A 20801-nucleotide genomic window follows, 5' to 3' on the forward strand; every position below is an offset into this window, starting at 1 on the left:
TGTTTCATCTTGAGTTAAACAGTGGAATATGCGACACAGTGGGTCAGCATGCTGACACCACCCGGAACGGGACTGCATAAAATAAGGAGACAGGCTTTGCTGTTATCACGATGGGCCGCCACCGGCCTTGCGCTGCTGGCGCTGACCCCGCTGCTTTCTCAGGCCGCCGAGCCGGATCGCACTTACCGCTTTAGCATTCTCCACACCAACGACCAGCACGGTCATTTCTGGTACAGCGCGCAGGGCGAATATGGCCTGGCGGCGCAAAAGACCTTAATGGATACGCTGCGCTACGACGTGCAGGCCAAAGGCGGCGGCGCGCTGATCCTCTCGGCGGGCGACGTCAACACCGGCGTGCCGGAGTCGGACGCGCTGGAGGCGGAGCCTGATATTCGCGGCATGAACCTGATCGGCTATGACGCCATGGCGCTCGGCAATCACGAGTTCGATCATCCGATCGAGGTGCTGCGCAAGCAGGAAAACTGGGCGCGTTTTCCCTTTCTCGCCGCCAATCTCTATCAGAAAAGCACCGGTCAGCGGCTCTTCAAGCCCTGGGCGATTTTCAATCGTATGGGGTTGAAGATCGCCGTGCTGGGCCTGGCGACGCCCGATACCGCTAAGCTGGCGAATCCGGCGCATTTGCGTGATATCGAGTTCCGCGACCCGGTCAGCGAAACGGAAAAAGCGGTGGCGGAGCTGCGAGCAGGCGAGAAGCCGGACGTTATCGTGGTGCTGAGCCATCTCGGCTATGACGACAACGGCGAGCACGGCAGCAACGCGCCTGGCGACGTGACGCTGGCGCGCAGCCTGCCGCCCGGCACCGTCGCGATGATCGTCGGCGGCCATTCGCACGATACGCTTTGCATGGCGAAAGAGAACGAACGGGTAAAAGCTTATCAGCCAGGCGCGGCCTGCCAGCCGGACAAGCAGAACGGCGTCTGGATTATGCAGGCGGGGCAGTGGGGCGAATATGTGGGGCGCGGCGATTTTACCTGGCGCAACGGCGAGGTGGCGCTGGAGTCCTACGCGCTGGTGCCGGTCAACCTGAAGCATCAGATCAAAAACGCCGACGGCAGCGAGACCTGGCTGACGTATCAGCAGGAGATCCCGAAGAATACCGCCATGATGAAGCTGCTGATGCCTTATCAAAAACGGGCCGAAGCGCGTCTCAACGTCGCCGTCGGCAGTGCGACGGGACCCTTTGACGGCGAGCGCGAGCAGGTGCGTTTTACCCAGACTAATCTCGGGCAGCTGATTCTGCGCGCGCAGATGGCGAAAACCCAGGCGGACTTCGCGGTGATGAGCGGCGGCGGCATTCGCGCCTCGCTGCCGGCGGGCAAGCTGAGCTGGCGCGATCTGCTGCAGGTGCAGCCGTTCGGCAATCAGGTGGTGTCGGTGACGCTGACCGGCGCCGAGGTAAAAAAATATCTCGACGTGGTGGCGAACATCAAGCCTGACACGGGCGGCTTCGCGCAGTTCGCGCATGTCAGCCTGGTGGCGGACGGCAGCACGGTAAGCGACGTGCGGATAAACGGCCAGCCGCTGCAGGAGAAGAAAACCTACCGTATGGCGACCAACAGCTTTAACGCCGCAGGCGGCGACGGCTATCCGCGCCTCGATACCCATCCGGGCTATCAGAATCCGGGAAATATCGACGCCGAGGTGCTGCGCGACTATGTCAAAGCCCATTCGCCGCTAAAAGCCACCGACTATGCGCCGACGGATGCGATCCACCGGCTCACGGAAGCGGAGAAAAAGGCGCGTGAAAAGTCGCGCAAGCGCAGCTATCCGCAGATGATTCTGGCGTGGCTCTGGCCATGGGGACGGGAAACGGCGCATAACGCGCCGTAAACCCTGGCGAAATCCCTGCCGCGGGACGCCTGGCGTCCCGGCCATACTTCCCGCTGGTTGATATTCTGGCCGTCTGAGAGGTCAGGCCTCGCAGGCGTTACGTCCAAACCAGCGCGGACGCAGCCTGTCCCACACCCAGTTGTACGCCATGGTGTAGGGCAGGAAAAACAGGAAAAAGGCCACCTCCAGCAGAAACGCCTGCCACAGCGTAATGCCGAGCATCCAGGCGGCGATCGGCAAACCGATCAAAATAAAGCCGCCTTCAAAAAGCAGCGCATGCAGGACGCGGATCAGCACGCCGCGATGCACCCGGCCTGGCGGACAGATACGGTCGAAAATGGCGTTGTAAATCATATTCCACAGCATCGCGACGGTTGAGAGCATCAGCGCCAGCGCGCCCATCTCAAACAGCGGCTTATCCATCGCCCAGGCAGCCAGCGGCGAAACGGTGAGGATCGCCAGAGTTTCAAACCCCAGCGCATGTAAAAAACGTTCTTTCAGCGAACGGGTACGCATCATCAACCTCCAACAGTAAGGCGCGCATTCTGGCATCTCAGGGTGATAAGATAAAATGATGACCTATCGATAAAAGCGATGGATGAAATGCGTTACTCACCGGAATCCTTAGAGGCTTTTGTGCAGACCGTCAGCAGCGGCTCTTTTTCCGCCGCGGCGCGCGCGCTGGGTAAAAGCCAGTCAACTATCAGCACGGCGGTCGCCGGGCTGGAGGACGATCTCGGCTTTAAGCTGTTCGATCGCAGCGGACGTCAGCCGATCCTGACCGATCAGGGCAGGGGCGCGCTGGCGCAGGTGCAGCAGATCCTGGCCGCCAGCGAGCGGCTCGACGCGCTGGCTATCCGTCTGGCGCAGGGAGTGGAACCGCGCCTCAGCTTCGCCGTATCGGACTTCTGGCAGACTCAACACCATGAGCAGCTATTGAAACAGTTCGACGCGCATTTTCCGGAGATCGAACTGGAGTGCATGATCGCCGAAGATGAAGACGTGCTGGATCTGCTGCAGGCGGGACGGGTACATCTGGGCGTGGTGCGCGCCCAGCCTGCGCTGCCGCCCGATATCGCCGTCGCACGGCTGCAGGTCAAGGCGGAAATGGCCATCTATATTCATCGCGATCATCCGCTGGCGCAGCACGTCGGCCTGACGGAAAGCGCGCTGGAGCAGGTGCGGCAGCTGCGGCTCAATACCTGGGTCGAGCCGCACGCGATCGCGCCGCCGGGACGCGTCTGGTCGGCGCCGACCTATTTGCTGCTGCTGGAAATGGCGGAGCAGGGATTTGGCTGGAGCGTGCTGCCGCGCTGGCTGGTCACGCAGTTTGGTCATGGGCTACTGCAGGAGCTTGCGCTGCCGGGCTGGCCGCAGCAAATCGCGGTAGAGGCGATCTGGTCGCGCCGCAATCCGCCGGGGCCGGCGGGACGCTGGATGATCGACCAGCTTTGCGCCCAGCCGCGAAGCTAGTCGCGTCGCGCGATATCCGCCAGCGGCGCGTCGAGCAGGCGCGCCAGATCCTGCGCCGCCAGCTCCAGATCCAGGCCGCGCTTGCCGCCGGAAACGAAAATAGTGGCGAAGTCGGCGGCGGAGCGGTCGATCACCGTCGGCAGCCGCTTTTTCTGACCCAGCGGGCTGATGCCGCCGACCAGATAGCCGGTTACGCGCTGCGCCAGCTGCGGATCGGCCATATCCGCTTTTTTCGCGCCTAACGCTTTCGCCACCTTTTTTAAATCGAGCTGGCTGGCGACCGGCGTGACCGCTACCGCCAGATGTTTCGCGTCGCCGTTCAGCGCCACCAGCAGCGTTTTATAGACCTGCCGCGCGTCCAGATTAAGTTTGCGCACCGCCTCGTCGCCAAAACTGCTTTCCTGGCTGTCATGCTCATAGGGATGAAGGGTAAAGGCGACCTTTTGTTTTTCCAGCAGTTTTACGGCAGGCGTCATAAACTTCTCCTTATAGGAAGAATCTTATTCCTAAATTAAATAAATTAATGGTGGCGAAAGTTTGTGCTTTGCGTGAGAATGGTTCTGCGCCAGCCGAAAGGCTGAGCGATAACCAAAATCATAAACAAATTCCTCTTTGACGGGCCGATAGCAATACCGGCCTGCTTTTTTTTCTAGCGCCGTAAAAGCTCAGGCAGATTCTCGTCGCCATAGAGATGCAGCGCGCCCACCGCCACCACGTAATGCCCGGCCGGCAAGGCTCGCAGCCGATCGCGCCACTGCGCGTTGCGCTGCGCGATCAGCGTATCGTTGAGCGCCGTGCTGAAGGTCGAGGGCAAAGCGATGCGCGGCTCGCGCGGCGGCGTATCCAGCCACCAGCTCACCATCATCTGCAGCAGCCGCGCGTTGGTATGCCAGTGCGTCAGGGTATCTTTCAGCAGCGCCATGCCGTCATCCGGCAGGGACTTCAGCAGCGCGATTTGCATCTCCGGGCCTTCCAGCTCAATGACCGGCTTATTCAACGTTTTCGCCGCCTGCAGCAGCTGGAAGTCGATGCCGTAGTCGGGACGCAGACCCAGCCGCTGCGCCTGCTGCGCCTGCAGCATCAGCGCGATTTGCCAGGCGGGCAGGGCGTCGAACATCGTCAGCGACAGATGCAGTTCGTCGCACAGCGCCGCCAGCCGCGCCTGCTCGTCCGGCGCCAGGCGCGTCTCCAGCGCATCGCGCGGATCGATATCGTCGAACGGCGAGCCGCCCTGGGTAATATCCGCCTCGACAATCAAGGCATCCGCCTTCTCCAGCTGCCGCAGCAGACGCGCAGGCAGCGGCTGCATATCGCGCGTGCCCATATGAATGCTGCCGACCAGATGCAGCAGGCGATCGTCCAGCCGAATATCCTGGGCAGGCCAGCGATAGCTGGCGGGAAAAAGTCGACCTGCCAGTTCCTGCACACTGCGCCATATGCTGCCTGTCATGCCCCGTCCTTACTGAGTCAAAACGCCATGCTAGCGATTCCCGCCGCTGAAAAACAGGGCATCAGCGGCTATTGTCGCGTCGTCGGGCGAAAGCGCAGCAGCCGGTTGGCGTTGCCGACCACGGTAATCGACGACAGCGCCATCGCCGCGCCCGCCACTACCGGACTGAGCAGCGCGCCGGTCAGCGGATAGAGCACGCCCGCCGCCAGCGGAATGCCCAGGCTGTTATAGATAAAGGCACCGAGCAAATTCTGGCGAATATTACGCAGCGTCGCGCTGGAGAGCGCCAGCGCATCGGCGACGCTGTTAAGATCGGCGCGCATCAGGGTGATGGGCGCGGTCTCCACCGCCACGTCGCTGCCGCCGCCCATGGCGATGCCGACATCCGCCTGCGCCAGCGCCGGGGCGTCGTTGATGCCGTCGCCGACCATGGCGACGCGGCGTCCCTGCTGCTGCAGCGCGGCGATAGTCTGCGCCTTCGCTTCCGGCAGCACGCCGGCGATCACCTCATCGATGCCCGCCTCCTGCGCAATGGCGCGCGCTGTCTCTTCGCGATCGCCGGTCAGCATCATCAGGCGGTAACCCGCCTGGCGCAGCCGCGCCAGCGCCGCTTTACTCTCGGGACGCAGCTGGTCGCGCAGCGCAATCAGGCCGACAAGCTCGCCGTCCTGCGCCAGCAGCACCGGCGTCGCGCCCTGACGCGACAGCCGCTCGATATCCGGCTGCGCCTGTTGCAGGGCGACGGCGTTATCCTGCATCAGCGCCGCATTGCCCAGCAGCAGCGGCTTGCCGTCGAGTATGCCGCTGACGCCTTTGCCGCGTATTGTACGAAATTGCGCAAGCTCGCCCGTGGCCGCCGCGCCCGCCGCCGCGCTAATCGCCTGCGCCAGCGGATGGCTGGCGTTTTGCTCCAGCGCGGCGGCGGTCTGCACCACCGCCTCGCGCGACCAGCCGTGCCACGTCAGCACCTCGTCGAGCTGCGGCGTGCCCGCCGTCAGCGTGCCGGTTTTATCAAAGACCAGCGTATCGACGCGGCTGGCGCGCTGCAGCGCGTCGGCGTCGCGCACCAGCACGCCCAGTTCGGCGGCGCGCCCGACCCCCGCGATAATCGACATCGGCGTCGCCAGACCCAGCGCGCAGGGACAGGCGATAATCAGCACCGTGGTGGCGATGACCAGCGTGTAGGCAATCTGCGGCTGCGGGCCGACCAGATACCAGATGGCGGCGCTAATCAGGGCGATGGCGACCACTACCGGCACGAAGACCGCCGAGATGCGGTCGGCAAGGCGACCCACGTCCGGTTTGCTGCTCTGCGCCTGACGCACCAGATGAATAATGCGCGACAGCGCGGTGTGCTGGCCGGTGGCGCGCGCCACGAAGCGCACCGCGCCATCCTGCACCAGGGTTCCGGCATAGACCTTGTCGCCGGCGCGTTTACCCTGCGGCACCGCTTCGCCGGTCAGCATCGCCTCGTCCAGCCAGGCTTCGCCCTCGGTAATGTCGCCGTCCACCGGCACGCGATCGCCCGTGGTCAGGCGCAGCGTCATGCCCGGCTGCACCGCGCTGAGCGGCACCAGCGTTTCGCCCTGCTCGCTGACGAGGCGCGCCTGCGCGGGCGTCAAATCGAGCAGCCGCTCAAGCGCTTTAGAGGAGCGCTGGCGCGCGCGCTGCTCCAGCGCGTGGCCAAGATTAATCAGGCCGATAATCATCACGCTGGCTTCGAAATAGAGATGCCGCGCCTGGGCGGGGAAAAAGTCGGGCCAGAGGGCGACGCTGATTGAGTAGATCCAGGCGGCGGCGGTGCCGAGCGCCACCAGCGTATCCATAGTAGCGCTGCCGTTGCGCAGGCTGCGCCATGCGCTGCGGTAAAAGTGGCCGCCAGCAACCGCCATAATCAGCAGCGTGACGGCGCCGATAGCGAGCCAGAGCGTACGGTTGGCCTCGCTGAGCATCATATTGTCGCCGAGCATGCCCCAGATCATCAGGGGCGCGCCAAACGCCAGCGCCAGCGCCGCCTGCCAGCTAAAGCGGCGCATCGCTTTGCGCGCGCTGCTCTGCTGCCTGTCGCGCCGCTCCTGTTCATCCTGCACCGGCTGAGCGTGGTAGCCCGCCGCGTCGACCGCCTCGACCAGCTGTTGCGCAGAGGCGTCGCCCATCACCAGCGCGCTGCGTTCGCCAAGGTTGACGCGCGCCTGAGTCACGCCAGGCACGTTTTCCAGCGCCTTCTCAACCCGGCTGACGCAGCTGGCGCAGCTCATGCCTTCGATAAGCAGGAACTGCGCGCTTTCATGCTGCTGTGCCGGTTGGGTTTCCGCCACCGTTGTCAGCGCCTCCGGCGGCGGCTCTGAAGCTGTCAACGGCTCAGGCTTTGGGTGGCTGTCGCCGCTGAGCGTGGCGTGATAGCCGGCTGCTTCCACCGTTGCGATCAGCGCGGCGGCGTCGGCGCTGCCGACGACCTGCGCTTCCTGCTGCGTGACGCTGGCCTGTTCGACATCGTCGCGCTGTTCAAGCGCTTCTTTAACGCGTTTGACGCAGTGGCCGCAGGAAAGGCCTTCCAGCGCCAGCGAGATAGTGTGAGACATAGCGTTCTCCTGTTGTGTCGCCGTTAACAATGCGAGCTTTTTATCACTCGTGATACAGGCTAAACCTTCCATCAAGGGGAAGGTCAAACTATTTTTACAGAGACCGGCCGCGAACGATTTTTAAGGAGGAGCAGGGTGAACATCAGCGACGTAGCGAAAAAAACCGGCTTGACCAGCAAGGCGATCCGTTTCTACGAGGAGAAGGGCGTGGTGACGCCGCCGTTGCGCAGCGACAACGGCTATCGTCGCTACAGCGCGCATCATCTCGATGAGCTTAATCTGCTGCGCCAGGCGCGTCAGGTAGGCTTTACGCTCGACGAGTGCCGCGAGCTGGTGACGCTGTTCAACGATCCGGCGCGCCACAGCGCCGACGTCAAAGCGCGCACTCTGCAGAAAGCGGCGGAGATCGCCGTCCATATCGAAGAGCTACAGGCGATGCGCATGCGGCTGCTGGCGCTGGCTGACGCCTGTCCAGGCGACGAAGGCGCAGAGTGCCCGATTATCAATAACCTGGCGGGATGCTGCGGCCATAGCCAGCCCGATTAACGCGGCCTGATGTGCAGCGTAATGCCTTCGATGCCCGTCACGACGACCTGCGCGCCCGCGGGCAGATCCCGATCGGCCTGCACGCGCCAGCTGCTGTCGCCCAGCCGCACGTGGCCGATGCCGTTGACCAGCGGCGCATCCAGCGTCAGGAGCGTGCCGATCAGCTGGTTGCCGCGCTGGTTAAGGGCGTTGGGCTGCTGATGGCGTTCGCGGTGGCGCATCCAGCGATACCAGAGATAAACGCAGACCAGCGTCAGCAGAGCGAACAGCGAACCCTGCGCCGTCCAGCTGAAGGGCGCAAGCCACTCCACGATGCCCACCAGCACCGCCGCGATGCCGCTCCACAGCAGATAGCCGCTGGTGCCGAGCATCTCCGCCGCCAGCAGCAGCCCGCCGAGAGTCAGCCAGAACCAGTGCGGATGGGCGATGATCTCCATTAACATCAGCGTTTCGACTCTGAAGCGGCGCCTTTAAGCAGCTCGCTGATGCCCGCCACCGAGCCGAGCAGGCTGCTGGCGTCCAGCGGCATCATCACCACCTTGCTGTTGCTGGCTTCGCCAATTTTCTGCAGCGCGTCGGTATATTTCTGCGCCACGAAGTAGTTCACCGCCTGAATGTCGCCCGCCGCGATCGCTTCGGAGACCATTTTGGTGGCGCGCGCTTCCGCTTCCGCCTGACGTTCGCGCGCCTCCGCCTGCAGGAACGCCGAGGTGCGTTCCCCTTCGGCCTTCAGAATGCGCGACTGCTTGTCGCCCTCGGCGCGCAGAATCGCCGCCTGGCGCACGCCTTCCGCCGCAAGGATGTCGGCGCGCTTGGTGCGCTCCGCCTTCATCTGCGCGTTCATGGCGGCGATCAGCTCCTGCGGCGGACGCACGTCGCGGATTTCGATGCGGGTGATTTTCACGCCCCAGGGATTGGTCGCCTCGTCGACGATGTGCAGCAATCGGGTGTTGATGTTATCGCGCTGCGACAGCATCTCATCCAGCTCCATGCCGCCAAGCACGGTGCGGATGTTGGTCATGGTGAGGTTGATGATCGCCAGTTCGAGGTTGCTGACCTCATAGGCGGCGCGCGCCGGATCAACCGCCTGAATAAAACAGACGGCGTCGATGGTGACGTTGGCGTTGTCTTTGGAGATGACTTCCTGCGAGGGAATATCCAGCACCCGCTCCATCATATTGATCTTGCGGCCAATACGATCCATAAAGGGCACCACCAGACTCAGGCCGGGCTGCAGCGTGCGGGTGTAGCGGCCGAAGCGCTCCACGGTCCACTGATAGCCCTGCGGCACGATCTTGACGCCCGCCCACACCGTAACCAGCGCCAGCACGATTAGCGCGGGAATGACTGTTAACATATAACCTCCCGATTGTTAATTTACGGGCCGAGTCGCTTCGGCCCGGATGTCGCGCCGCCGGCTTAGTAGAGCAGCGAGTAGAGCTGGCGACGGTAGCGGGCCGCGAGCGCGTCGCCGGTGCCGAGCGCCGCGAGGATCTCCTGCAGCATTTTGCGCACCTGGCCGTCCGCCGCGTTCATATCGCGCTTCAGGAAGCCGAGCAGCAGCTCCAGCGCCTCTTCGTTACGGCCGACCTGATGCAGCTGTAACGAGAGCTTAGCAGCCAGCTCGGCATTGGCGGGCTCGCTCTCCAGCTGCGCCTGCAGCTGCTGGATTTCCGGCGTATCGGCCGCCTGCTTCAGCAGATCGATCTGCGCCATCAGGCTTTGATAGCGGGTATCCTGATCCTGCATCGGCACCTTCGCCAGCACCTCTTCCGCTTCGTCGCTGCGGTTCAGGCCGATCAAGACTTCCGCCAGCAAAAAGCCGATTTCGCTCGCCTGACGGCTGAGCTGCCAGGCCTCTTTCAGCAGCGGCAGCGCCTCCAGCGGTTTGCCTTCTTCCATTAGCGCCAGCGCCTGCTGCGCCTTCAGCTCCTCTTCGCGCGGCAGCACTTTTTCCAGCAGCGCGCGAACCGCCTCTTCCGGCTGCGGCCCCTGGAAGCCGTCGACCGGCTGACCGTTCTGGAACAGATAGACCGTCGGGATCGAGCGCAGGCCGAACTGCGACGCCACCATTTGCTCTTTGTCGCAGTCGAGCTTCGCCAGAATAAACTGGCCGGCGTACTCCTGCGCCAGACGTTCCAGCAGCGGCGTCAGCTGCTGGCAATGTTGGCTGCGATCCGACCAGAAATAGAACAGCACCGGGATCTGCATGGACTGTTCCAGCGTCTGATGCAGGTTGGATTCGTTAACGTCGATAATCGAAGCTTGTGGTGACATGACTAAGTCTCTTGGCAGAAAGTGTTTAAAGAATATGGGGCCGGACAGGCCCGCTTCAAGATGAATTCTCAGCGGCTGCTTAAAATGCGATCCAGCATCCAGCCCGGCAGCACTCTTTTCAGGATGCTCATCGCATGTGCGACCAGCGTCACCGGATAGCGCAGGCGCGGGCGCGGGCTCTCCAGCGCATGCCGCAGCTTCGGCAGGATCGCCTCCGGCGGCAGGGTAAAGCGCGCGGCGATGCCGGGGTTGCGCACCGGCTGATCCGGCTCGCCCTGGGTCACGTTGTCGGTAAAACGGGTGTGAATCGGCCCCGGCTCGATCAGGCTGACGCGCACGCCGCTGCGGCGCAGCTCGAGGCGCAGCGCGTCGCTCCAGGCCTCCAGCGCATATTTGCTGGCGGCGTAGGCGCCGCGGCCCGACGTGGAGATCAGCCCGAGCACGGAGCTGGTGTTGACGATGCGCGCGTCGCCGTGCGCCTCCAGCGCGGGCAGCAGCCGCATCGTCAGCTGATGAGCGCCGAAGAAGTTGGTGGAGAACTGCTGCTCCAGCTGCTGACGCGACAGCGTGCGCAGCGGGCCGTAGAGGCCAAAGCCGCCGTTGTTGAACAGCGCGAACAGACGATGCGCCGTCAGCGCCAGAATTTCATCGGCGGCGCGATCGATGCTCGCCGCGTCGTCGAGATCGAGCGCGACGGCGTCAAAACCCTGCGCGCGCATGCGCTCGACATCCTCATGCTTGCGGCAGGCGGCGATCACGCGGTAGCCGCGCGCCAGCAGATGCTGCGCCGCCACCAGGCCGATACCGCTGGAACAGCCGGTAATTACAACGGTTTTTTGCATATCTTTACCCATAAAAAGCGCGTCGCCGCAGGTTACTCATGCTTAACTAGAGGAGCCAGTTCTTTCGCCATCAGCTCGGCGATAAAGGGCTGCGCATCGGGGTTCGGGTGGATGCCGTCCTGCTGCATCCATTCAGGTTTCAGATAGACCTGCTCCATAAAAAAGGGCACCAGAGGAATGTTGTACTGCTGTGCCAGTCTGGGATAGATCCCGCTGAACGCTTCTGTATAACGCCGCCCGTAATTGGCGGGCAGACGTACCTGCATCAGCAGCGGCTCGGCGTTCGCCGCCTTTACGTTGTCGATGATTTTACGCAGATCCTGCTCGATAGCCTGCGGCGGAAAGCCGCGCAGGCCGTCGTTACCGCCCAGTTCGATTAACACCCACTGCGGCTGATGCTGTTTTAATAGCGCAGGCAGGCGCGCCAGCCCCTGCGCCGCGGTGTCGCCGCTGATGCTGGCGTTGACCACTTTAGGCTGTTGCTGCCAGCTGCCGTTCAGCAGGCTCGGCCAGGCGGCGCTGGCCGACATACGATAGCCGGCGCTCAGGCTGTCGCCTAATACTAACAGGGTGTTCGCAGCGGCCAGATGCGATGCCAGCAGAAGAACGAAAAACAGGAAAGCGTAATGCCAGCGGAAAACATTCTTGAAGTTCATCATCTTACAAAGTCCGTCGGTCAGGGGGAACACCAGTTGTCCATCCTTACCGGAGTTGACTTCATTGTCAAACGGGCCGAAACCATCGCGCTGATCGGCGAATCCGGCTCCGGCAAATCGACGCTGCTGGGCATTCTGGCGGGCCTTGACGACGGCAGCAGCGGCGAAGTCAGGCTGCTGGGACAGCCTCTGCACCAGCTCGACGAAGAGCAGCGCGCCGCGCTGCGGGCGACGCAGGTCGGCTTTGTTTTTCAGTCTTTTATGCTGGTGCCGACGCTGAACGCGCTGGAGAACGTGCAGCTGCCCGCGCTGCTGCGCGGCGAGAGCGACCGTCGGAGCCGCGAGCAGGCGCGCGAGCTATTAACCCAGCTGGGGCTGGGCGAGCGGCTGATGCATCTGCCCGCGCAGCTCTCCGGCGGCGAACAGCAGCGCGTGGCGCTGGCGCGCGCCTTTAACGGGCAGCCCGGCCTGCTGTTCGCCGATGAGCCTACCGGCAACCTGGACCGGAAAACCGGCGACCGCATCGCCGATCTGCTTTTCTCGCTCAACCGCGACTACGCCACCACGCTGATTCTGGTGACGCATGACGAACAGCTGGCGGCGCGCTGCGACCGCCGCCTGCGGCTGCGCGACGGCAAAGTGTGGGAGGAGCGATGATCTGGCGCTGGTTCTGGCGCGAGTGGCGCTCGCCCTCGCTGCTGATTGTCTGGGTGGCGCTGACGCTGTCGGTGGCCTGCGTGCTGGCGCTGGGCGCCATCGGCGACCGCATGGAGAAAGGGCTTAGCCAGCAGAGCCGCGACTTTATGGCGGGCGACCGCACGCTGCGCAGCAGCGCGGCGGTGCCGGACGCCTGGCTGGCGAAAGCGCGGGAAGAGGGGTTAAGCGTCAGCGGGCAGCTCAGCTTTGTGACCATGACCTTCGCCGGCGAGACGCCGCAGCTGGCGGCGGTCAAGGCGGTCGATAACCGCTATCCGATGTTCGGCGATCTGCAGACCGATCCGCCGGGCCTGAAACCCGCGCCCGGCACGGCGCTGGCTGCGCCGCGGCTGATGGCGCTGCTAAACCTCAAGGCAGGCGACAGGCTGGATGTCGGCGACGCCAGCCTGCGCATCGCGGGCGAGGTGATTCAGGAGCCGGACGGCGGCTTCAATCCCTTTCAGATGGCGCCGCGCCTGCTAATCAACCTCGACGACGCGCCGAAGACCGGCGCGATCCAGCCGGGCAGCCGCCTGACCTGGCGTTATAAGTTCGCCGGCGAGCCGCAGCAGCTGGCGCGCTACGATCGCTGGATCCAGCCGCAGCTGAAGGCGGATCAGCGCTGGATCAGCGTAGAGAATTCCGAAGACGCGCTGGGACGCTCGATGCAGCGCGCCCAGCAGTTTTTGCTGCTCTCCGCCTTGCTGACCCTGATGCTGGCCATCGCCGCCGTCGCGGTGGCGATGAGCCACTACTGCCGCAGCCGCTACGATCTGGTGGCGGTGCTGAAAACGCTGGGGGCGACGCGGGGCGCGCTGCGTCGGCTTATCGTCGGCCAGTGGCTGGCGGTGCTGCTGCTGGCGGCGCTGTGCGGCGGGGCGCTCGGGCTGGGCGTCGAGGCGCTGCTGATGCAGATGCTGAAGCCGGTGCTGCCCGCGACCCTGCCGCCCGCCAGCGGCTGGCCGTGGCTCTGGGCGATCGGCTCGCTGTTCGCGATCTCGCTGCTGGTGGGGCTGCGCCCCTACCGACTGCTGCTGGCGACCCAGCCGCTGCGCGTGCTGCGACGCGATGCGGTGGCCGATATCTGGCCGCTGAAGCGCTATATCCCGGCGATGGGCGTGGTGGTGATTGCGCTGCTGGCGCTGCTGGTGGGCGGCAGCAAGATGCTGTGGGCGCTGCTGGCGGGCGTGGCGGCGCTGGCGGGCCTGCTGGCGCTGCTGGGCTGGGGCGCGCTGTTGCTGCTGCGGCGGCTGGTGGTGCGCAGCCTGGCGCTGCGGCTGGCGATCAACCGTCTGCTGCGTCAGCCGGGTATGACGCTGAGCCAGCTGGCGGCGTTTTCGCTCTCTTTTATGCTGCTGGCGCTGCTGCTGGTGATGCGCGGCGATCTGCTGGAGCGCTGGCAGCAGCAGCTGCCGCCGGACAGCCCAAACTATTTCCTGCTCAATATGACCCAGGATCAGGTGCCGCAGGTGCGCGCTTTCCTCGCCTCGCATCAGGTGAAGCCGGAAACCTTCTATCCCGTGGCGCGGGCGCGTCTGACCGATCTAAACGGCAAAGAGGCCGATCCGAAGCTGGACAACGCCCTGAACCGCGAGCTGAATCTGACGTGGATGGGCGAGCGGCCCGATCACAATCCGCTGACGGCGGGCAGCTGGCCGCCGCAGCCGGGCGAAGTGTCGATGGAGGCGGAACTCGCCGACCGTCTGGGGATGAAGCTGGGCGATACGCTGACCTTTACCGGCGATACCCAGACCTTTAGCGCAAAAATTACCAGCCTGCGCAAGGTCGACTGGGAGAGCCTGCGGCCTAACTTCTTTTTTATCTTTCCGCCTGGGGCGCTGGATGCGCAGCCGCAAACCTGGCTGACCAGCTTCAGGCTGAATAACGATCCGGCGCTGCTGGCGCAGCTAAACCGCGCCTTTCCGACGCTGAGCCTGCTCGATATCGGCAGCATTATGCGGCAGATCGGCCAGGTGCTGACGCAGGTGAGTCAGGCGCTGGAAATTATGGTGGTGCTGGTGACCTTCTGCGGCGTGCTGCTGCTGCTGGCGCAGATTCAGGTCGGGATGCATCAGCGGCGCCAGGAGCTGGTGGTCTGCCGCACGCTGGGCGCCAGCAAGCGATTGCTGCGTGCGACGCTGTGGTGCGAGTTCGCGCTGCTCGGCGTGGTCTCCGGCGTGGCGGCGGCGCTGGGGGCGGAAGCGGCGCTCTGGGCGCTGCAGCGCAAAATCTTCGACTTCCCGTGGCAGCCCGACTGGACGCTGTGGCTGGCGCTGCCGCTGGGCGGCGCGCTGCTGCTCTCGCTGTGCGGCGGCTGGCTGGGGGTGCGGCTGCTGCGCGGCAAGGCGCTGTTCCGGCGCGCGGAGTCGGCATAAAAAAAGCGGGCCTGGGGCCCGCTTGTAGGCTTTAGCGCTGGCTAATCAGAACTTCGCGACGGCCCAGGCGATGCCGCTGGCGTACTCCGGCGGCAGCATCGGCACCAGCGCCGCTAGCGCCGCGGTCAGCCGCGCGCTGTCGCTGTCGGTCAGGTTGAGGTGTCCGACCTTGCGGCCCGGGCGCACCTCTTTGTCATACCAGTGCAGATGCACCAGCGGCTGCTGCAGCCAGTCGCTGTTCAGCGCGGTGCCGATCAGATTGACCATCACCGACGGCGCGAACACCACCGGCTGCGGCAGCGCCAGGCCCAGCACGGCGCGCAGATGCAGCTCGAACTGGCTGATAGAGGCGCCGTTCTGCGTCCAGTGCCCGCTGTTGTGCACGCGTGGCGCCAGTTCGTTAATCAGCAGCCCTTCCGGCGTAACGAAACACTCCATCGCCATCACGCCGACGTAGTTCAGCTCCTGCATAATGGCGCCGAGCATCGCTTCCGCCTGCGCCTGCTGCGCGGCGTTTGCCTGCGGGAAGGCGACGCTGGTGCGCAGAATGCCCTCCTGATGCAGGTTGTGGGTCAGCGGGTAGAACACGGTACGGCCATCCTGACCGCGCGCGCCCACCAGCGACACCTCGCCGGAAAAATTAATGCCCTGTTCGACGATGCACTCGCCGTAGCAGTCGTCCGGCAGCGCGTCAGTTTCATCCGCACGCAGCCGCCACTGGCCGCGGCCGTCATAGCCGCCGGTGCGGCGCTTAACGATCGCCAGCTCGCCCAGCGAGGCGAACACCTGCGGCCACTCGCTTTTGTCAGCCAGCAGCTGCCAGGGCGCGGTGGCGAGATGCAGCCGATCGAGCAGCTGCTTCTGCGTCAGGCGATCCGCCAGACGCGGAAAAATATCGCGGTTCACAAAGGCGGGATGCACAGCCAGCTCGCGCGTCAGCGCGGTCTCCGGCCAGCGCTCGATTTCGGCAGTAATCACGCTCTGCGCAATCGGCAGAGCGTCCGGCTCGGCGTCGAGGCCGACCGGGTAGACGGCGATGCCCAGCGGCTCGCCCGCCTGGCGCAGCATACGGCCCAGCTGACCGTTGCCCAGTACGCAAACCGGCTTCATGCGTCCTCCCGCGGATCCGGGTTATTCAGCACCTCGTCGGTCTGCGCCTGGCGCCAGTCGCCGAGGCGCGCGGCCAGCGCCGCGTCGTGGATCGCCAGGATCTGCGCCGCCAGCAGGCCCGCATTGGCCGCGCCCGCTTTGCCGATCGCCAGGGTGCCGACCGGAATGCCGCGCGGCATCTGCACGATAGAGTAGAGGCTGTCGACGCCGCTCAGCGCCGCGCTCTGCACCGGCACGCCCAGCACCGGCACCAGGGTTTTCGCCGCCAGCATGCCCGGCAGATGCGCCGCGCCGCCCGCGCCCGCGATAATCACCTGATAGCCGCTGTCGGCGGCCGTTTCGGCGAAGCTGAACAGCTTGTCCGGGGTGCGGTGCGCGGAGACCACTTCAACGTGGAAGGGCACGTCCAGGCTGGTGAGGATTTCCGCAGCGAACTGCATGGTGGACCAGTCACTTCTGGAGCCCATTACAATAGCAATGCGGGCCGGGGCGGCGTTGGATGACATGCGGTCAACTCCTGTGAATAAACAAACGAACCTGGCCGGTCGGGCAGGTAAAGAAGGGCACAGAGAATAGCATGAGAAAGGCGGAAGGAAAACGGTTGCGTCGCCGCCTTTCCGGCACGATGAGCGCCGTTTTAAAAGTCGAATTCGATAAGGCTGATGCCGCTGGCATCGAGCTGGATCATCGAGCCGCGCTCGTGCCATGCGCCTAACACTGCGCGCTCGGCAGGCTCTCCCTGCAACCTGAAGCGGTGGATCGCCGGACGATGGGTGTGGCCGTGGATCATCAGGCGCGTCTGCTGGCGCACCATCGCCGCCTCAACCGCATCGGCGTTGACGTCCATAATGGTGAGCGACTTATGCTGGTTCGCCTGTTTGCTGCCGTCGCGCATGCGCGCGGCGATACGCTGGCGGATAAACAGCGGCAGGGCGAGAAACAGGCGTTGCAGCCAGCGCTGATGCACTTTGGCGCGAAAGCGCTGATAGCCCGCGTCATCGGTGCAGAGCGTATCGCCGTGCAGGATCAGCACGCGATGGCCGTAGCAGGTCAGCACCTGCTCTTCCGGCAGCAGCGTCATACCGCTGGCGCGGCCGTATGCCTTGCCGAGCAGGAAATCGCGGTTGCCGTGAATAAAGTAGACCGGTACCGGCAGCGCGCGCAGCGCGTCGGCGACCTGCTGATGCAGCGGGTTGGGATCGTCATCGCCGATCCAGGCTTCAAACAGATCGCCCAGGATATAGAGCGCGTCGCAGCGCGGCGCTTCACGCGCCAGAAAATGCAGAAAACCGGCGGTGATCGCCGGTTCTTCCTGGCACAGATGCAAATCTGCGATAAACAGGGTGCGCGACATTACTCGCTGACGGTAACTTTCTGGATGACGACGTCATCTTTCGGTACGTCCTGGTGCATGCCGCTGCGGCCGGTAGAAACCGCTTTGATTTTGTCGACCACGTCCATGCCTTCCACGACTTCTGCGAATACGCAATAACCCCAGCCCTGCAGGCTTTCGTCGCGGAAGTTCAGGAAGTCGTTGTCGGCGACGTTGATAAAGAACTGCGCGGTAGCGGAATGCGGAGCGGAGGTGCGCGCCATCGCCAGGGTGCCGCGGGTGTTTTTCAGACCGTTGTTCGCTTCGTTGCGAATTTCAGCTTTGGTCTCTTTCTGCTTCATGCCCGGCTCAAAACCGCCGCCCTGGATCATAAAGCCGTTGATAACACGGTGGAAAATGGTGTTGTCGTAAAAACCTTCACGGCAGTATTCGAGGAAGTTTTGCACGGTAGCGGGGGCTTTATCGTCGAAGGTTTTAATTACGATGTCGCCGTGGTTGGTCTGGAAAGTAACCATCATTCTCGTCCTGTAAAGGTTGTCGTCAGCTGTCTGACCGCCGCAAAGCGCGCTGGCCATTTTTGTCGACGCCTCTTATATCATAAATTCCAGTGACGCGTCAGCACGCCCGCGGCGCTCCTGGCACGCTGCCGTCGCGCAAGCGCGAAAAATACGGCACAATAACTGAATAACCTGATAAAAGTGTTTACCGCACTCGTCTAAACGGAACTGTTCAATGCTAAAGATTTATAACACCCTGAGTCGACAGAAAGAGGAATTCAAACCTATCCATGCTGGCGAAATCGGCATGTACGTGTGCGGTATCACGGTGTACGACCTCTGTCATATTGGCCATGGGCGCACTTTCGTGGCGTTCGACGTGGTGGCCCGCTACCTGCGCTACAGCGGCTATCGTCTCAACTACGTGCGCAATATTACCGATATCGACGATAAGATCATTCGACGCGCCAACGAGAACGGCGAAAGCATCGAAACCCTCACCAACCGCATGATTGGCGAGATGCACAAGGATTTCGCCGCGCTCGGCATTCTGTCGCCGGATCAGGAGCCGCGCGCCACGCGCCATATCGCCGAGATTATCGAGCTGGTAGAGCGTCTGATCGAACGGGGCCACGCCTATGTCGCCGACAACGGCGACGTGATGTTCGACGTGCCGAGCGATGCCGATTACGGCGCGCTGTCGCGTCAGGATCTGGAGCAGCTGCAGGCGGGCGCGCGTGTGGAAGTGGCCGAAGTGAAGCGCAACCCGATGGATTTCGTGCTGTGGAAAATGTCGAAAGCGGATGAGCCCGCCTGGCCTTCGCCGTGGGGCAACGGCCGTCCCGGCTGGCATATCGAGTGCTCGGCGATGAACTGCAAACAGCTCGGCGCGCACTTCGACATTCACGGCGGCGGCTCAGATCTGATGTTCCCGCACCATGAAAACGAGATCGCCCAGTCGACCTGCGCCCACGACGGTCCCTACGTTAACTACTGGATGCACTCCGGCATGGTGATGGTGGATCGCGAGAAGATGTCGAAATCGCTCGGCAACTTCTTTACCGTGCGCGACGTGCTGCAGCACTACGACGCCGAAACGGTGCGCTACTTCCTGATGTCGGGCCACTACCGCAGCCAGCTTAACTACGGCGAAGAGAACCTTAATCAGGCGCGCGCGGCGCTGGAGCGCCTCTACACCGCGCTGCGCCACACCGATCGCAACGTCGCGCCGGCGGGCGGCGAAGAGTTTGACGCGCGCTTCCGCGCGGCGATGGACGACGACTTCAACACGCCGGAAGCCTACTCGGTGCTGTTCGATATGGCGCGCGAGGTCAATCGTCTGAAAGGCGAAAACAGCGACGCGGCCAGCGCGCTGGCGGCAAAGCTGCGCGAAATTGCCAACGTGCTGGGCATTCTGCAACAGGATCCCGAGCAGTTCCTGCAGAGCGGCGCGCAGGCTAACGCCGACGACGTCGCCGAGATCGAGCGCTGGGTGCAGGCCCGCGCCGACGCGCGCAGAGAGAAAAACTGGGCGCAGGCCGATATCGCGCGCGACAAGCTCAACGAGCTGGGCGTGATTGTGGAAGACGGGCCGCAGGGCTCGACCTGGCGTCGTAAGTAACAGCGAAAAGGGCGCTCAGGCGCCCTTTTTTATGCTGTAGCGGCGGCTGCAAAGGCTGGCTTTTGCGGCATCGCGGATGGACGAGGGCGCTGTTCAGAAAGTGGCAGGGCGGGACGCCTGGCCTTGACGCCAGACTCCCGCTGGTCGCCGCCGTCAGGCGGTAACGGTGATGCGCTGTCCGGCGAACGCGACGGTCTGCCCGGCAACGATTTTGCAGCGCTTGCGGGTTTCCACCGCGCCGTCAACCGTCACTTCGCCGTCGGCGATAACGATTTTCGCCTGCGCGCCGCTCTCTACCCAGCCTTCCAGCTTCAGCAGATCGCACAGGTCGACGTGTGGGTGTTTACCCAGGCTAAAAGTCGCCATTATGCTTCCTCTTTATCGTGATAAGTTTCGCACGCGTGCAGCGTGTTTTCGATCAGCGTCGCGACGGTCATTGGCCCTACGCCGCCCGGCACCGGCGTGATGTATGAGGCGCGCGCCGAGGCCGCGTCGAAATCGACGTCGCCGACCACTTTGCCGCTCTCCAGCCGGTTGATGCCGACATCGATCACTACCGCGCCCGGCTTGATCCAGTCGCCGGGAATAAAGTTTGGCTTGCCGACGGCGACCACCAGCAGATCGGCATGCTCGACGTGGTGACGCAGATCTTTGGTGAAGCGGTGAGTCACGGTGGTGGTGCAGCCCGCCAGCAGCAGCTCCATGCTCATCGGACGGCCCACGATATTGGAGGCGCCGACCACCACGGCGTTCAGGCCGTAGGTGTCAATATTGTAGCGCTCCAGCAGCGTCACGATACCGCGCGGCGTACAGGGACGCAGCGTCGGCGCGCGCTGGCAGAGACGGCCGACGTTATAGGGATGGAAGCCGTCGACGTCTTTATCGGGCGTAATGCGCTCCAGCACTTTGACGTTATCGATGCCGGCCGGCAGCGGCAGCTGCACCAGAATGCCGTCAATCTCCCGATCGTCATTGAGATCGTCAATCAGCTGCAGCAGATCGGCTTCGCTGGTGGTCGCCGGCAGATCGTAAGAGCGCGACACGAAGCCGACCTCTTCGCAGGCGCGGCGTTTGCTGCCGACATAAATTTGCGAAGCGGGGTTTTCGCCCACCAGCACGACCGCGAGGCCGGGCGCGCGTTTACCGGCCGCCAGGCGCTGCTTTACTTTTTCCGCAACCTCAAGGCGCACCTGCTGCGCAATCGTTTTACCGTCAATAATTTTTGCTGCCATCAGAGAGGAAATCCACTGTGTTGTGTTGAATCGGGGAAAGGCGCCTATTCTGTCAGAAGCGCGGCGCGCTGTCAGGTTCTGAATCGCCGCCCGTTGTCTGATTCTTCGGCATACGCATTGCGGCGGCGGCCAAAATCGTTGACTCGTCGAGGTCTCGCCGTATAATCCTCGCCATCCCCGTGCGCCCTTAGCTCAGCTGGATAGAGCACCGGCCTTCTAAGCCGTAGGTCACAGGTTCGAATCCTGTAGGGCGTGCCATT

21 protein-coding genes and 1 tRNA gene are annotated in these 20801 nt (G+C 63.5%); 7 read left to right on the forward strand and 15 right to left on the reverse strand.

The window, feature by feature from the left end:
- Nucleotides 1–96 precede the first annotated feature (96 nt).
- Nucleotides 97–1851, forward strand: a complete 1755-nt coding sequence (gene ushA, locus AC6I7Z_RS05310; RefSeq protein ID WP_497813404.1) for a bifunctional UDP-sugar hydrolase/5'-nucleotidase UshA — start codon at nt 97–99, stop codon at nt 1849–1851.
- 81 nt (nt 1852–1932) lie between these two features.
- Here ushA and AC6I7Z_RS05315 read toward each other — a convergent pair whose 3' ends face one another.
- The gene (locus tag AC6I7Z_RS05315; RefSeq protein WP_497815400.1) at nt 1933–2367 is read right to left on the reverse strand and encodes a multidrug/biocide efflux PACE transporter; all 435 of its coding nucleotides are present in this window, start codon (nt 2365–2367) and stop codon (nt 1933–1935) included.
- A gap of 87 nt (nt 2368–2454) precedes the next feature.
- Between AC6I7Z_RS05315 and AC6I7Z_RS05320 the strand changes: the two genes are divergently transcribed.
- Nucleotides 2455–3324, forward strand: a complete 870-nt coding sequence (locus tag AC6I7Z_RS05320; protein WP_497813405.1) for a LysR family transcriptional regulator — start codon at nt 2455–2457, stop codon at nt 3322–3324.
- Here the strand turns inward: AC6I7Z_RS05320 and ybaK are convergent.
- From ybaK to copA, 3 genes are all read right to left on the reverse strand, one after another.
- A complete protein-coding gene (ybaK, locus tag AC6I7Z_RS05325) occupies nt 3321–3800 on the reverse strand; it encodes a Cys-tRNA(Pro)/Cys-tRNA(Cys) deacylase YbaK (RefSeq protein WP_497813406.1) in 480 nt (159 codons plus the stop codon). The genes AC6I7Z_RS05320 and ybaK overlap by 4 nt on opposite strands.
- 173 nt (nt 3801–3973) lie before the next feature.
- Nucleotides 3974–4774, reverse strand: coding sequence for a TraB/GumN family protein (locus AC6I7Z_RS05330; RefSeq protein WP_497813407.1), 801 nt, complete (start codon nt 4772–4774; stop codon nt 3974–3976).
- A gap of 68 nt (nt 4775–4842) precedes the next feature.
- Complete coding sequence (copA, locus tag AC6I7Z_RS05335; protein ID WP_497813408.1) at nt 4843–7356, reverse strand: copper-exporting P-type ATPase CopA; 2514 nt, start codon at nt 7354–7356, stop codon at nt 4843–4845.
- Between the two features lie 135 nt (nt 7357–7491).
- Between copA and cueR the strand changes: the two genes are divergently transcribed.
- Nucleotides 7492–7902, forward strand: coding sequence for a Cu(I)-responsive transcriptional regulator (gene cueR / locus AC6I7Z_RS05340; RefSeq protein WP_048784537.1), 411 nt, complete (start codon nt 7492–7494; stop codon nt 7900–7902).
- Here cueR and AC6I7Z_RS05345 read toward each other — a convergent pair.
- From AC6I7Z_RS05345 to tesA, 5 genes are all read right to left on the reverse strand, one after another.
- Entirely contained in the window at nt 7899–8345 is a 447-nt protein-coding gene (locus tag AC6I7Z_RS05345) for an NfeD family protein (RefSeq protein WP_497813409.1), read from the reverse strand. The two genes, cueR and AC6I7Z_RS05345, sit on opposite strands and share 4 nt — an antisense overlap.
- On the reverse strand, nt 8345–9259 hold the full coding sequence (locus tag AC6I7Z_RS05350; protein WP_033752642.1) for an SPFH domain-containing protein: 915 nt from the start codon (nt 9257–9259) through the stop codon (nt 8345–8347). Before AC6I7Z_RS05350 ends, AC6I7Z_RS05345 begins: the two co-directional genes overlap by 1 nt.
- 62 nt (nt 9260–9321) lie before the next feature.
- Complete coding sequence (locus AC6I7Z_RS05355) at nt 9322–10179, reverse strand: tetratricopeptide repeat protein (protein ID WP_497813410.1); 858 nt, start codon at nt 10177–10179, stop codon at nt 9322–9324.
- A gap of 68 nt (nt 10180–10247) precedes the next feature.
- Complete coding sequence (locus AC6I7Z_RS05360) at nt 10248–11021, reverse strand: SDR family oxidoreductase (RefSeq protein WP_497813411.1); 774 nt, start codon at nt 11019–11021, stop codon at nt 10248–10250.
- A gap of 32 nt (nt 11022–11053) precedes the next feature.
- Nucleotides 11054–11680: a multifunctional acyl-CoA thioesterase I/protease I/lysophospholipase L1 gene (tesA, locus tag AC6I7Z_RS05365; protein ID WP_497813412.1), complete on the reverse strand. Its 627-nt coding sequence runs from the start codon at nt 11678–11680 to the stop codon at nt 11054–11056.
- Between tesA and ybbA the strand changes: the two genes are divergently transcribed.
- Complete coding sequence (gene ybbA, locus AC6I7Z_RS05370; protein ID WP_497813413.1) at nt 11648–12334, forward strand: putative ABC transporter ATP-binding protein YbbA; 687 nt, start codon at nt 11648–11650, stop codon at nt 12332–12334. The genes tesA and ybbA overlap by 33 nt on opposite strands.
- A complete protein-coding gene (ybbP, locus tag AC6I7Z_RS05375; RefSeq protein ID WP_497813414.1) occupies nt 12331–14748 on the forward strand; it encodes a putative ABC transporter permease subunit YbbP in 2418 nt (805 codons plus the stop codon). The genes ybbA and ybbP overlap by 4 nt, the downstream gene beginning before the upstream one ends.
- 45 nt (nt 14749–14793) lie before the next feature.
- Here the strand turns inward: ybbP and purK are convergent, their stop codons facing one another.
- The 4 genes from purK to ppiB all read right to left on the reverse strand — a co-directional run bounded on the left by purK (nt 14794) and on the right by ppiB (nt 17706).
- The gene (gene purK, locus AC6I7Z_RS05380; RefSeq protein WP_497813415.1) at nt 14794–15858 is read right to left on the reverse strand and encodes a 5-(carboxyamino)imidazole ribonucleotide synthase; all 1065 of its coding nucleotides are present in this window, start codon (nt 15856–15858) and stop codon (nt 14794–14796) included.
- Nucleotides 15855–16364 carry a 5-(carboxyamino)imidazole ribonucleotide mutase gene (gene purE, locus AC6I7Z_RS05385; protein WP_497813416.1) on the reverse strand — a complete coding sequence of 170 codons (510 nt, stop codon included), beginning with the start codon at nt 16362–16364 and terminating at the stop codon, nt 15855–15857. Before purE ends, purK begins: the two co-directional genes overlap by 4 nt.
- A 131-nt stretch (nt 16365–16495) precedes the next feature.
- Nucleotides 16496–17212, reverse strand: coding sequence for a UDP-2,3-diacylglucosamine diphosphatase (lpxH, locus tag AC6I7Z_RS05390; RefSeq protein ID WP_497813417.1), 717 nt, complete (start codon nt 17210–17212; stop codon nt 16496–16498).
- Entirely contained in the window at nt 17212–17706 is a 495-nt protein-coding gene (gene ppiB, locus AC6I7Z_RS05395; RefSeq protein ID WP_033752889.1) for a peptidylprolyl isomerase B, read from the reverse strand. Before ppiB ends, lpxH begins: the two co-directional genes overlap by 1 nt.
- A gap of 217 nt (nt 17707–17923) precedes the next feature.
- Between ppiB and cysS the strand changes: the two genes are divergently transcribed.
- On the forward strand, nt 17924–19309 hold the full coding sequence (gene cysS, locus AC6I7Z_RS05400; RefSeq protein ID WP_497813418.1) for a cysteine--tRNA ligase: 1386 nt from the start codon (nt 17924–17926) through the stop codon (nt 19307–19309).
- Nucleotides 19310–19462: 153 nt separating this feature from the next.
- Here the strand turns inward: cysS and ybcJ are convergent, their stop codons facing one another.
- Together ybcJ and folD are read right to left on the reverse strand one after the other, a co-directional pair.
- Nucleotides 19463–19675: a ribosome-associated protein YbcJ gene (gene ybcJ / locus AC6I7Z_RS05405; protein ID WP_048781499.1), complete on the reverse strand. Its 213-nt coding sequence runs from the start codon at nt 19673–19675 to the stop codon at nt 19463–19465.
- On the reverse strand, nt 19675–20541 hold the full coding sequence (gene folD / locus AC6I7Z_RS05410; RefSeq protein WP_497813419.1) for a bifunctional methylenetetrahydrofolate dehydrogenase/methenyltetrahydrofolate cyclohydrolase FolD: 867 nt from the start codon (nt 20539–20541) through the stop codon (nt 19675–19677). Before folD ends, ybcJ begins: the two co-directional genes overlap by 1 nt.
- Before the next feature lie 181 nt (nt 20542–20722).
- Between folD and AC6I7Z_RS05415 the strand changes: the two genes are divergently transcribed.
- A tRNA-Arg gene (locus AC6I7Z_RS05415) sits at nt 20723–20799 on the forward strand.
- The last annotated feature ends 2 nt before the right edge of the window (nt 20800–20801 follow it).

The sequence above is a fragment of the Pantoea sp. X-Soil-MYKO-1289 genome (assembly GCF_059730625.1).

What these genes read in the sequence shown, in the direction of transcription:
- AC6I7Z_RS05315 (WP_497815400.1), bottom strand. Translation starts at nt 2,367, where the DNA reads ATGCGTACCCGTTCGCTGAAAGAACGTTTTTTACATGCGCTGGGGTTT.
- AC6I7Z_RS05320 (WP_497813405.1), top strand. Translation starts at nt 2,455, where the DNA reads ATGCGTTACTCACCGGAATCCTTAGAGGCTTTTGTGCAGACCGTCAGC.
- ybaK (WP_497813406.1), bottom strand. Translation starts at nt 3,800, where the DNA reads ATGACGCCTGCCGTAAAACTGCTGGAAAAACAAAAGGTCGCCTTTACC.
- AC6I7Z_RS05330 (WP_497813407.1), bottom strand. Translation starts at nt 4,774, where the DNA reads ATGACAGGCAGCATATGGCGCAGTGTGCAGGAACTGGCAGGTCGACTT.
- copA (WP_497813408.1), bottom strand. Translation starts at nt 7,356, where the DNA reads ATGTCTCACACTATCTCGCTGGCGCTGGAAGGCCTTTCCTGCGGCCAC.
- AC6I7Z_RS05345 (WP_497813409.1), bottom strand. Translation starts at nt 8,345, where the DNA reads ATGTTAATGGAGATCATCGCCCATCCGCACTGGTTCTGGCTGACTCTC.
- AC6I7Z_RS05350 (WP_033752642.1), bottom strand. Translation starts at nt 9,259, where the DNA reads ATGTTAACAGTCATTCCCGCGCTAATCGTGCTGGCGCTGGTTACGGTG.
- AC6I7Z_RS05355 (WP_497813410.1), bottom strand. Translation starts at nt 10,179, where the DNA reads ATGTCACCACAAGCTTCGATTATCGACGTTAACGAATCCAACCTGCAT.
- AC6I7Z_RS05360 (WP_497813411.1), bottom strand. Translation starts at nt 11,021, where the DNA reads ATGCAAAAAACCGTTGTAATTACCGGCTGTTCCAGCGGTATCGGCCTG.
- ybbA (WP_497813413.1), top strand. Translation starts at nt 11,648, where the DNA reads ATGCCAGCGGAAAACATTCTTGAAGTTCATCATCTTACAAAGTCCGTC.
- tesA (WP_497813412.1), bottom strand. Translation starts at nt 11,680, where the DNA reads ATGATGAACTTCAAGAATGTTTTCCGCTGGCATTACGCTTTCCTGTTT.
- ybbP (WP_497813414.1), top strand. Translation starts at nt 12,331, where the DNA reads ATGATCTGGCGCTGGTTCTGGCGCGAGTGGCGCTCGCCCTCGCTGCTG.
- purK (WP_497813415.1), bottom strand. Translation starts at nt 15,858, where the DNA reads ATGAAGCCGGTTTGCGTACTGGGCAACGGTCAGCTGGGCCGTATGCTG.
- purE (WP_497813416.1), bottom strand. Translation starts at nt 16,364, where the DNA reads ATGTCATCCAACGCCGCCCCGGCCCGCATTGCTATTGTAATGGGCTCC.
- lpxH (WP_497813417.1), bottom strand. Translation starts at nt 17,212, where the DNA reads ATGTCGCGCACCCTGTTTATCGCAGATTTGCATCTGTGCCAGGAAGAA.
- ppiB (WP_033752889.1), bottom strand. Translation starts at nt 17,706, where the DNA reads ATGGTTACTTTCCAGACCAACCACGGCGACATCGTAATTAAAACCTTC.
- cysS (WP_497813418.1), top strand. Translation starts at nt 17,924, where the DNA reads ATGCTAAAGATTTATAACACCCTGAGTCGACAGAAAGAGGAATTCAAA.
- ybcJ (WP_048781499.1), bottom strand. Translation starts at nt 19,675, where the DNA reads ATGGCGACTTTTAGCCTGGGTAAACACCCACACGTCGACCTGTGCGAT.
- folD (WP_497813419.1), bottom strand. Translation starts at nt 20,541, where the DNA reads ATGGCAGCAAAAATTATTGACGGTAAAACGATTGCGCAGCAGGTGCGC.